Genomic DNA, 11,461 nt, shown 5'->3' on the forward strand with positions numbered 1-11,461 from the left:
CGAAGGGGGACAAAAACCTAAGCAGTGAAATACTTAGCTACAGAATGATAAGCAATAATCGCCGTCGTAGACTGTTCAGGATATAACTGTTCACTTTCATCCATATACATCTTCATCCTATCAGTCCCCAACAACTCCAACTGCTTAAACTGATCCTGAATATTCGGACAAGCAGGATAACCGAAACTATACCGAGAACCTTGATAACGCTGTGCCAAAATATCCCGAATATTATCCGGTTCAGCATCACCAAAACCCAACTCCCGGCGGATTTTCGCGTGAGTCCATTCTGCCAAAGCTTCCGCAACCTGCACCGCCATTCCATGAAAATACAGATAATCAGTGTATTGATTATCAGCAAATAATTTTTGTGCAAACTCCGTAGCAACTTCCCCCACAGTCACCGCTTGCATGGGGAAAACATCAATTATTCCCGACTCCTTCGGTGCAAAGAAATCTGCAATGCAATATCTTCTCCCAGAACGTTGACGGGGAAACTCAAAACTAGCAATTTGTTGAGATTGATTTTCCACATCATATATATGTAGAGAATTTTCCTCAGACTGACAAGGAAAATACCCATAAATCACTTGAGGATGCAACAAATTCTCCTCAATAATTCGCGCTTTCCAACTTTCTAAAATCGGGTAAACCTTCTCACTTAAAAACCCTTGATATTCCTCCTTAGATTGTTCCTTCGGCTTACGGAATTGCCATTGTCCAGCAATCAAAGCTTGCAAATCTAAATACCAGAATAATTCCTCTAAAGAAATATCATCAGGTTGTAATAATTGCGTTCCCCAAAAAGGAGGAGTGGGACGTTCAATGTTAATTTCTACAGCTTCAGAACGCCTTGTATCTATCTCCCTTGGTTCAGCAGGTGCTTTCACAGATTTTGCAACTTTTTCTTTAACTTCATGGGTAGATTCTTCAGTTCCTACCTCATCCAAAAACCCTTTTAAATCATCCCAATTTCCTGCGGCTTTTGCTGGCATTAACTTATCCATAAAAGTCAAATCAGAAAAAGCATCCTTGCCATAAACAACTTTACCCTTATAGGTATTTTGGCAATCTTCATTTACGAATTTAGGAGTTAACGCCGCACCACCTAAAATTACAGGAACAGTAATTCCCTTTTCATTGAAAACCTGCAAATTCTCCTTCATGAAAGCGGTGGATTTTACTAACAAACCACTCATGGCAATACAATCAGGTTTATGTTCTTGATAAGCCTGAATGATGTTTTCAACTGGTTGTTTAATCCCTAAATTAATCACCTTATAACCATTGTTAGATAAGATGATATCAACCAAGTTTTTACCAATATCATGGACATCACCTTTAACAGTGGCAATCACAAAAGTTCCCTTAGCATTATTACCAGCTTCCGATTTTTCCATGAAGGGTTCTAAATAAGCCACCGCCGCTTTCATGGTTTCTGCTGATTGTAATACAAAAGGTAGCTGCATTTGTCCAGAACCGAACAATTCCCCTACCACTTTCATTCCATCTAAGAGAAAAGTATTGATGATTTCCAAAGGTGGATATTGTTCTAAAGCTGTAGCTAATTGTTTTTCTAAACCAATTCTTTCACCGTCAATAATATGACGTTTTAAACGTTCTTCAATTGGTAGACTTTCATCAACGCCTGTATTACGTTTGGTTTTGACTCCTGCAAAAATTGTTGTCAATTCTCCCAAAGGATCATAAACGCAAACATCACCATCAAATTTGCGTTCATCATATATTAATTGCCGACAAACTTCTTGATGTTGGGGTTCAATTTTCGCTAGGGGTAAAATTTTACTCGCGCTAACAATTGCTGCATCCATTCCCGCATTCATCGCTTCGTGTAAAAACATTGAGTTCAACACCATACGCGCTGCTGGATTTAAGCCAAAGGATATATTAGATACACCCAAAATTACATGACACCCAGGTAATTCTTGACGAATGCGGCGAATTGACTCTATAGTGGCTTTTCCGTTTTCCCGGTCTTCTTCAATCCCTGTAGAAATCGGTAAAGCTAAAGTATCAAAAAATATCTCTGTCGCTGGAATACCATACTCTACAGCTTGACGGTAAGCACGTTGGGCAATTTGAAACTTTTTATCTGCGGTTCGTGCCATGCCATCTTCGTCAATTGTACCAATGACGACACCAGCACCATACTTTTTCGCTAATTCCAACACCTTTAAAAATCGGGGTTCGCCGTCTTCATAGTTGGTAGAATTGAGTAAACACTTACCTCCGGCAACTTTTAACCCCGCTTCCATTTTTTCCCATTCGGTGGAATCGAGCATTAAAGGTAAAGTAACATTATTAACAATGCGAGAAACTAACTCGTGCATATCACGCACGCCATCCCGTCCCACATAGTCAACATTCACATCTAAAATGTGTGCGCCTTCTTTAACTTGACTTCTGGCCATAGACACCAAACCATCCCAGTCTTCAGCGTTCAGTAAGTCACGGCATTTTTTAGAACCACTGGCGTTAAGACGTTCACCGACGATCAAGAAAGAATTATCTTGATCATAGTTTTGAGTGGTATAAATTGAAGCTGCTGCTGGTTCTAAACTTGGTTGTCTAACCTTTGGTTTTAAGTCCTTGGCAATTTCCGCTAATTGTTGAATGTGTGCTGGTCGTGTCCCACAGCAACCCCCAATCACTTGGACACCCAAATCTTCAACAAAGTGCATCAACGCCATACGTAATTCTACAGGCGTAAGTTTGTAATGAGCTTGACCACCAACATTTTCCGGTAAACCGGCATTGGGAATACAGGAAACTACGAAAGGAGAATGTTCTGATAAATACTTGATGTGTGGTTTCATCAAGTCTGGACCAGTGGCGCAGTTTAAACCGAGAATATCAATGGAATATGGTTCTAAAATAGTTAAAACGGCAGCAATTTCCGTACCGACCAACATTGTCCCCATACTTTCCATTGTCACGGAAACCATTAATGGCTTTCTTTCGCCTTTTTTCGTAAAAATTTCCTCAACTCCGTTTAATGCGGCTTTAATTTGCAGAACATCTTGGCAAGTTTCAACGATGAATAAATCCACACCACCATCAAGCAAAGCCTCTGCTTGTTCGGCAAAAGCAGCTTTCATGGTATCAAAATCAATATGTCCCAAAGTGGGAAGTTTGGTAGTCGGACCCATTGAACCTGCAACAAAGCGGGGTTTTTCCGGGGTAGAAAATTCCGCAGCCACACTTTTAGCTAGTTCTGCGGCTTTCTTACTGAGATAATAGGCTTGGTCTGCTAGATCGTATTCTGCTAAAACAATAGAAGTACCACCAAAGGTATCAGTTTCAATCACATCTGCACCCGCAGCGAGGAAGTCACGATGAACTTTAGCCACTGCTTCTGGCTTAGTATGGACTAAGTATTCATTACAACCTTCATAATGTGCGCCGCCGAAATCTTCAGCAGTGAGGTTTTGGGTTTGCAGGTTAGTTCCCATTGCACCATCAAAGACAATGACAGGAAGTTCTGGACTATGTAAGCGTTGGAGAAATGAATGTGTCATATTTTATGAAAGAAAATTGTGTGTAGTCTGATAAGATGCAACCTAATTTACTATTTTCCAAGATTTTGATGTTTTAGGCAGGGTTTACAGAAAAGAATATGTTAAAAAATCAAGAAGCAGGTTTTATCCGCTTACAAACAGATGTATTTAGGGTTAAATTATTGGCAAGCATCAATGATGTGATCTTGGAGAAACAGCGCATCCTCTTGGTAAAAGGGGAGGAAGATGTGGCTGCTATTATTCCAGTTAATGAATTTGAACGTCTGGAATGGATCACTTATGATATCAAATATGGACAATTTATGATAGATGAAGAATATAATTATGAGGATGAGTGTGGCAGACCATGTATTAATATCAAGGAATTAGAATGGAATTTTGAGCAAATACTTGAGCGGGTAATATGCAATAATGAAACCTTTGGGTTAACTTTTCCTACAGCTGCTTTTGAAGATGATCTTGAGAATTTTCTTCCAGGGGCAATTTTGATGAATATTCATAAATTTTGGATTCCAGATTATTGGCTGATTAAGTGAAAGTTAAGTTTATTTTATTAAATTAGTTTAGCAAACAATTTATGAGATTTAGAGACTGGGCGACTAGGGTAATACTAATTTTTCTGATGCTGGCAACTTTGATTTTAGCCATGTTTATTGGTGGTGCAAGAAAACAGCCAAATAATACAGGAATATCAAATCCAAATCCTATTATTTGGAATCAATATCCACAAGCTTTATATCAATCAGAAAAAATAGCAGAAAAACCGCCAATCACTTTACCTAAGTTACCAATTTTCTCTAAGTCTTTTGTTGAGAGAAAACCAAAAAATCAAGTTATTACTCAATACATAACTACTGCTGCTTTTGCTGAATATAAACCTAATTTAGCTGCTGCTAAAGTACATCCTAGTAATTATGGTGAAAGATTTACTCATGATGTTAATGGTGTACCTGTAAATAATCAACCGCTGATTGTTTTACATGAAACGACTAATTCTGCTTCTAGTGCAGTGAATTTTTTTCAAAATAATAATGTTGATGAAAATGTCCAAGCTAGTTATCATGCTTTAATTACTCTGGATGGGACTGTTATTTATTTAGTAGCACCTGATAAAAGGGCTTTTGGTGCTGGTAATTCGGTTTTTAAAGCTGCTAATGGTGTGGAGGAAACTGTACAAACTAATCCTAATTTATCTCCATCTGTCAATAATTTCGCTTATCATGTTTCTTTAGAAACCCCTCCTGATGCTTGGGGAAAAAGAAATATTCAAGGACATAGCGGTTATACTGAAGATCAATATAATTCTTTAGCTTGGTTAATTGCCCAAAGTCAAGTTCCTGATGAGAGAATTACTACTCATCGTGATGTTGATATTGCTAATGGTAAGGTTGATCCTTTGAGTTTTGATTTTGAGAAGTTTTTTAATAAGTTGCATTCTTTTAGAGAATTGAAGAGTTTTAATAATGCGAAAAGGTGATATATGAGGAGTCAGGAATCTGTAGGGGTTTAGCAGTGAAACCCATCACCCGACTGGGAATTAATTCTCAGTCTCATAGCAAAAGTCATCTAAAGATGACTGAAAATAACCATATTTGATTATTAGTCATGAAATATGGCTAACGTCAAGCTTTGGTATCATTTAATGGCAGGTGTGGAAGCTAACAAATAAGCCATCTGTAACCTAAAATGACTCGCAAACTCTAATTGATTCTGAATCATGTATTTTATATCCTGAATCCTTTCATAATGAGAATACTTTATGCGTCGAGATACTATCTTTTATAAATTGTTTCAACAATCTCCTACATTATTGTTTGAACTATTGACAAATCCACCAGAAAATGCAGATACTTACAGATTTGATTCGGTAGCTGTTAAAGAACCTAAATTTGAAATAGATGGGGTGTTTTTACCACCAGAAAATGATATTCCTGGGGTTGTATATTTCTGTGAAGTGCAATTTCAAAAAGATGAAAAACTGTATGAAAGGGTATTTGCGGAATCTTTACTATATTTCTACCGTAACTGTGATAGATTTAGTGATTGGCAAGCAGTGATTATTTATCCATCGCGCAGCACAGAACAAAGCAAAATTTATCCCTATCGGGGTTTGCTTAACAGTGAGCAAGTGCATCGAGTATATTTGGATGAATTAGGTGATATTCGTCAGTTACCTCTATGGGTTGCACTGATGGTATTAACTACGCTGGAAGAAGAACAAGCACCAGAAGCAGCAAGGTATTTATTAACAAGAACCCGTGAAGAAGTTACTCAACCATCAAGTCGCGTCATAATAGAAATGATCACGACAATTATGGTTTACAAGTTTGAACAACTAAGCAGAGTTGAGGTAGAGTCTATGCTGGGAATAACGCTCAAGGAAACTAGAGTTTACCAAGAAATTAAGGAAGAAGGAAGAGAAGAGGGGAGAGAGGAAGGAAGAGAGGAAGGAAGAGAGGAAGGAAGAGAGGAAGGAAGGGAGGAAGCAACTATTGATCTAATTATTCGACTATTAACCAAGCGATTTGGCGAAATATCTCAGAAAACACGCTCTTCAATTTCTAGTTTACCTTTACCTGTGCTTGAAGAGTTGAGTGAGGCATTGTTAGATTTTACTAGCTTAGATGATTTGCAAAATTGGTTAGAAGTGCGAATAAACAAATAGCTCCAGTTATTAAACCAGAGCTATTTTGAAGATACAGTAAATTTTACTTACTAAAACTATAAATTTGCTGTGTCTCCAAGCGATCGCTCAATAATGAAGGTTTAATTTCTTTCCCAAAAACCTGCCGATCTAACTGTACTTGTAAATTACTCAAAGGATCACTACCAGCAGAAATCAGAAATTCTAACTTCTGCACATAGGGTAAATCTAGTAAATTATCCAAAATTTGCCCTATCGCTTGCAAGTAAGGATGTCCTTTTTGTTGATACCAATTAGCATCAGCAACATTTGGCTGATCAAATCCCAAATGCACAGTTAATGATGGTTGATCAAATAAAGCAATTCCTAAAGGTCGCGCTTCTTCCTGTAACAATAAATGATTATCTTTTGCTAAATGTCTGATTTTCTCTAAACGTTCATAACGTTTGGTGACAGATTCCGGTTCATCTTCCCAGTCTAATGCTACTGTCACCAGATAAGTTTGTAACAACATATGTCCCAGTTTCTTAGCTTTTGTAGCTAGATAACGGGAATTGAAATCATTAGATTCTATCAGCAAAGGTACACGATCTACAACTTCCAAACCATAGCCTTTCACACCCGCAATTTTACGGGGATTATTAGTAATGAGGCGAATTTTTTTAACACCCAAATCCATGAGAATTTGCGCCCCCATGCCATAATCTCGCAAATCCGCAGGAAAACCTAAACGCTCGTTTGCTTCTACCGTATCCAGTCCCATATCCTGCAAAGAATAGGCTTTAAGCTTGTTAATCAAACCTATACCCCGGCCTTCTTGACGCAGGTAAACTACGACACCTTGACCCGCATTTTCAATCATTTTCAATGCGGCTTTCAACTGCATTCTACAATCACAACGCAAAGACCCCAAAGCATCACCTGTTAAACATTCTGAGTGCATCCGCACCATTACAGGTTCATCACCGAAATTTGCCGGATCACCCTTGACAATTGCCACATGATCTGTATTGTCCAAGGTGTGACGGTAGCCGTAAATATTAAATTGTCCAAACTGGGTAGGTAATTTAGTGACAATTTCTCGATAAATCAGGCGATCATTTTGCAGACGATAACTAATTAAATCCGCAATACTGATAATTTTTAGTTTATGGACTTTGGCATATTCAACTAGCTGTTGTAATCTTGCCATTGAACCATCAGGATTTTGAATTTCACAAATCACCCCAGCAGGGTATAATCCTGCTAGTCGCGCTAAATCAACTGCCGCTTCTGTGTGTCCTGCACGCTTCAGCACACCCCCAGCTTTAGCCCGAATCGGGAAAATATGCCCAGGACGGCGCAAATCTTCGGGTTTTGTAGCAGGGTTGAGAGTTATCTGAATGGTACGCGCTCGATCTTCAGCAGAGATCCCCGTACTGACTCCTAAATGGGGACCTGCATCAATGCTGACGGTAAAAGCGGTTTGGTTAGTATCTGTGATGTTGCTGACCATGAGGGGAAGGTCAAGTTCATCCAGGCGATCGCCTGTCATCGCTAAACAAATCAAACCCCTAGCTTCCACCGCCATAAAATTAATCATATCCGGGGTGGCAAACTGGGCAGCACAAATTAGATCACCTTCATTTTCGCGGTTTTCGTCATCTACCACCACAATAGAACGACCGGCTTTAAGGTCAGCTAAAGCGGCATCAATAGAATCAAATTTAAAGGTTTGGTTATTATTGGACTGTGACACAGGAAATTCTAGCTACCAACGTAAATTTTTTTAACAATTTCTTATTTTAGATTGTAGCCTGTTTATCGAAACTAGAGATTCTGTACAATGATTTCTGTCTATTCAGTCTGACAAATAGCAACCATGTAAATAATATTACAAGTAGTACAGGTATAAAAGGATGTTTTAAAAGTCGCTAATGGTGTATCAAACAGAACTAAAGTAGGGGTAATTCATGAATTACCCCCTACGTCAGAATCCGGTTTTTAGTCCAATCTTACGTAAGTCCTAAATCTAAAATCTCAATCTAACATCTCTAAAATATCCTCTGATTCCAACTTTTTAATTATGAGTTTAATTATGAGTCAAGAAAATTTACAAGCAAGCAGAGAATGGTGGTCACAAAGATGGCTAGATTTATTGGATTCCTATCGCTTTAAAAAGCGGTTAGAAAGGGCGAGAAATTATTCTCGACAAGGCAATGTTTTGAGTATTGAATTTAAAGGTGCGAAGGTTTTAGCACGGGTTCAAGGTAGTGAAGTAGAACCTTATAAAGTTTCTTTGTTCCTAGATGCTTTTAGTGATGAAGAATGGGGTTATGTGATTGAAACCATGTCCCAAAAGTCAATTTTTGCTGCTAAGTTATTAGCGGGAGAAATGCCACAAAATATTGAAGATGTCTTTACAAGTAACGGACTTTCATTATTTCCTTTTACCTTGGGTGATGTTCATAGTAAATGTTCCTGTCCTGATAAAGCAGTACCTTGTAAACATATTGGGGCAGTGTATTATCAATTAGGCGATCGCTTTAGTGAAGATCCTTTTGTTTTATTTCAATTACGAGGACGCACCAGAGAAAAAATCATTAGTGATTTACGAAATTTACGCAGCAGTAAACTTTTACAAAAGTTGGCAGATCAGTCGGAGGAAAAGACTAGCAAACAGGAAAAAGCAGAAATTCAAAAACCAATTTCGGAACATCAATATTCATTAAAATCAGATAATTTTTGGCAATATAATGAGCCATTAGAATCGTCTTTAGTGGTAATTTCTCCTAGTGTGGGTGAGACAGTGTTAGACGTTTTGGGTAAAATTCCCCTAGCTAAAGATGAGGAAAATTTAGTGACTTCTTCTGCGGGTGATGTGACAATGAATTATTTACAATCCGTTTATAAAGATGTGAGTCAAAAGGCTTTTTTAGCAGCCATGAACAATTGACAATTGACAATTGATAATTGATAATTATTTCATTCAAGGTTAAAAACCTTCCATTTTAAGAGGAAATGCGATCATGCCAGATGAAGAAGTTTATACAACAGATGTTGATTTAGACTTCGGTAAACCAGATGCACCTTTACCAAAAGAGATAAAAGAGATTAAAATTATGACTCGTGAAGTTATCCGTACCGATAAAGCACCCGCACCAGTTGGACCTTATAACCAAGCTATTGTAGCTTCAGGGAAAATGCTGTTTGTCGCTGGCCAAATAGCTATTGATCCCCGTTTGGGTGATGTGGTTTATACTGATGATGTCACCAAACAAACGGAACAGGTGATGAGAAATATTGAAGCTATCCTCACAGAAGCTGGTGCTACTTTTAATGATGTAGTAAAAACTGGTGTATTTTTAGCTGATATGAAAGATTTTGCTGCTGTAAATGCGGTTTATGCAAAGTATTTTTCTGAAGATACCGCCCCTGCGCGTGCTTGTGTGGAGGTTTCCCGTTTACCTAAAGATGTGTTGGTAGAAATTGAATGTATTGCTGTGATTAGTTAACAGATTTTTCTCAAGTATACTATTAGCGGGCAAGATGCCCGCACCACAAGAGTTTTATTTTATAATTTGGTGGGTGTTGGCTACCCTACTTTTAGTTTTCTGGTTCGATACCTGCTGCACGTAGTTGTGCTGCTAGTCTTTCAGCACGCTGTTTTTCTTGTTCAGCACGTTGTTTTTCTACTTCTATCTCCTGTCGTTTTTGTTCTACTAATTCGGAACTCCACAATAACAAATTTCCTTGTTCATCCCAAAATCTTAACCATTTAGTGGTGAGATTTTCTCTTGTACCTTCCCAAATACCGAGATAAAGTTTGATTTCTTCTATCCAGTAACGTTGGTTTTGATCAGGTGTTTCTATTTGGTATTGTTCACTATTTTTATCTAAGCGATAAACTTCTAAGTCTCCTCTATCTGGTTCAAAAATAATGTAGTTAGGAACTTTTAAAATTCTTTCATAAAAAAACCATTTTCCAGGCGGATAAGTTGGTTTACTAGAATATTCTGTTCCATCGGTATCAGAAATAAATTCCATGACAATAACCGGAATGTCTCCCTGTAGTTGGGGGGTATAACTACGAAAGACTTCTTGCTTAGTTGTGCGAATTTCGGGGATATAAGCCCAGTCAGGGGCTTTAACGACAATTTTACCGTTTACTGTGGCACAGATGCCATAATTCGTAGTTATGAGGCAATTGGCAGCAAGTTTACCTGCTAGTTGGAGGCTTTCGGTTAGGGCAGCGGCTTGGGTGGGTTGGTAGATGTTATCCACTGGATCGTCGGGAAGGATGTAATCATCGGGTAATTTTTCCCAAGTGATTTGATAGTCTTGGGTGGTGATGATCATGGTGGTTTTTCCTGTTTTCAGGTTTATCAATGATTATATCAAATCATCTCATTACCCAAGTTGCTAGTTGAGGCTGGTAATTGGTAATTGGTAATTGGTAATTGGTAATTGGTAATTGGTGATGAAATCCCTGTTTTTATCCTGTAAATCCTCAAATCCTGGACATCCTGATTCTGACAGTTTCCTATTACATTAATTCATCAGGATTAATGCCTAACTCACGCAATTTTTCCGCTAATTTTTCGGCTTTTATTTTCGCTGTATTTGCTTCTTGTTTAGCAGTAGCAACTTCTTCTGACGGTTCGGGAATTAATTCCCCAGCTAATCTAAACCACCTTAACCAAAGTTTAGGAATACCGCGAAATGTTCCTTCCCATAATCCTAAACTTAAACCTAATTCGGGCATGGGTAAACGTCCATCAATAAAATTTACAGGTTCATAATGACCACCTGCTAATTGAAAGGCGCGGACTTCGTTGGTATAACGACTAAAAACAATATAATAGGGAATCCGCAAAATGCGTTCATAAACTTCCCATTTTGTGGGGGGTTTATCTGTTTGACTTTCTTTAGTTCCTAAATCTTCCTCTTCTGTTCCCGGTGATAATAATTCAACTACTACAAAAGGGTTTGCTGGTTCTTGCCAGGTGACATAACTTAAACGTAAATCTTGATTATTATATAGTTTGGGAACTCCAACCACACCAAACCAATCTGGACGTTTATACCATAAAGGATGTTGTAGATCATAATAAAGATTTAAATCAGCCGCACTATAAACCAATTCTGGATTCCAGTTTAGTGGTTGAAAAGTTAAATATAGCAGTAAAGGTTGTAAAAAATGAAAGTCGTCTGGCAAGCCTTTTTCCTCTGGATTTTCGCTAGGTAAATCATACATTGTGGGTAGGGTTTCCCAAGGGGGAAGGGGTGGTTCTGTTTG

The 11,461-nt window shown here is 38.2% G+C and carries 8 protein-coding genes and 1 pseudogene; 5 read left to right on the top strand and 4 right to left on the bottom strand.

From position 1 onward, the window contains the following. Nucleotides 1-17: 17 nt before the first annotated feature. Nucleotides 18-3,539, bottom strand: coding sequence for a methionine synthase (gene metH / locus H5968_RS20080; RefSeq protein ID WP_187041371.1), 3,522 nt, complete (start codon nucleotides 3,537-3,539; stop codon nucleotides 18-20). Nucleotides 3,540-3,637: 98 nt separating this feature from the next. On the opposite strand from metH, the gene H5968_RS20085 reads away from it, so the two are divergent. The 3 genes from H5968_RS20085 (at nucleotide 3,638) to H5968_RS20095 (ending at nucleotide 6,204) form a co-directional block, all read left to right on the top strand. After that, nucleotides 3,638-4,075: a type II toxin-antitoxin system Phd/YefM family antitoxin gene (locus H5968_RS20085; RefSeq protein ID WP_187041372.1), complete on the top strand. Its 438-nt coding sequence runs from the start codon at nucleotides 3,638-3,640 to the stop codon at nucleotides 4,073-4,075. Between the two features lie 41 nt (nucleotides 4,076-4,116). Next, nucleotides 4,117-5,016, top strand: coding sequence for an N-acetylmuramoyl-L-alanine amidase (locus H5968_RS20090; RefSeq protein ID WP_187041373.1), 900 nt, complete (start codon nucleotides 4,117-4,119; stop codon nucleotides 5,014-5,016). Nucleotides 5,017-5,298: 282 nt separating this feature from the next. Further along, entirely contained in the window at nucleotides 5,299-6,204 is a 906-nt protein-coding gene (locus H5968_RS20095) for an Rpn family recombination-promoting nuclease/putative transposase (RefSeq protein ID WP_187041374.1), read from the top strand. A 43-nt stretch (nucleotides 6,205-6,247) separates the two neighbouring features. Here H5968_RS20095 and ribBA read toward each other — a convergent pair whose 3' ends face one another. Next, nucleotides 6,248-7,921, bottom strand: a complete 1,674-nt coding sequence (gene ribBA / locus H5968_RS20100) for a bifunctional 3,4-dihydroxy-2-butanone-4-phosphate synthase/GTP cyclohydrolase II (RefSeq protein ID WP_187041375.1) — start codon at nucleotides 7,919-7,921, stop codon at nucleotides 6,248-6,250. Between the two features lie 339 nt (nucleotides 7,922-8,260). Here ribBA and H5968_RS20105 point away from each other — a divergent pair, with 339 nt between their 5' ends. Both H5968_RS20105 and H5968_RS20110 read left to right on the top strand, forming a co-directional pair. After that, nucleotides 8,261-9,118: an SWIM zinc finger family protein gene (locus tag H5968_RS20105; RefSeq protein WP_187041376.1), complete on the top strand. Its 858-nt coding sequence runs from the start codon at nucleotides 8,261-8,263 to the stop codon at nucleotides 9,116-9,118. Between the two features lie 67 nt (nucleotides 9,119-9,185). Further along, nucleotides 9,186-9,677 (top strand): annotated as a pseudogene (locus H5968_RS20110) (RidA family protein); the annotation flags it as partial. A 91-nt stretch (nucleotides 9,678-9,768) separates the two neighbouring features. On the opposite strand, the gene H5968_RS20115 reads toward H5968_RS20110, so the two are convergent. Both H5968_RS20115 and H5968_RS20120 read right to left on the bottom strand, forming a co-directional pair. Beyond that, nucleotides 9,769-10,521, bottom strand: coding sequence for a Uma2 family endonuclease (locus H5968_RS20115; protein WP_187041377.1), 753 nt, complete (start codon nucleotides 10,519-10,521; stop codon nucleotides 9,769-9,771). A gap of 187 nt (nucleotides 10,522-10,708) precedes the next feature. Further along, the coding region (locus H5968_RS20120; protein ID WP_187041378.1) for a Uma2 family endonuclease at nucleotides 10,709-11,461 on the bottom strand (753 nt) is incomplete at its 5' end.

This window comes from Sphaerospermopsis sp. LEGE 00249, from assembly GCF_014299995.1.
Classification (GTDB): Bacteria; Cyanobacteriota; Cyanobacteriia; order Cyanobacteriales; family Nostocaceae; genus Sphaerospermopsis; species Sphaerospermopsis kisseleviana.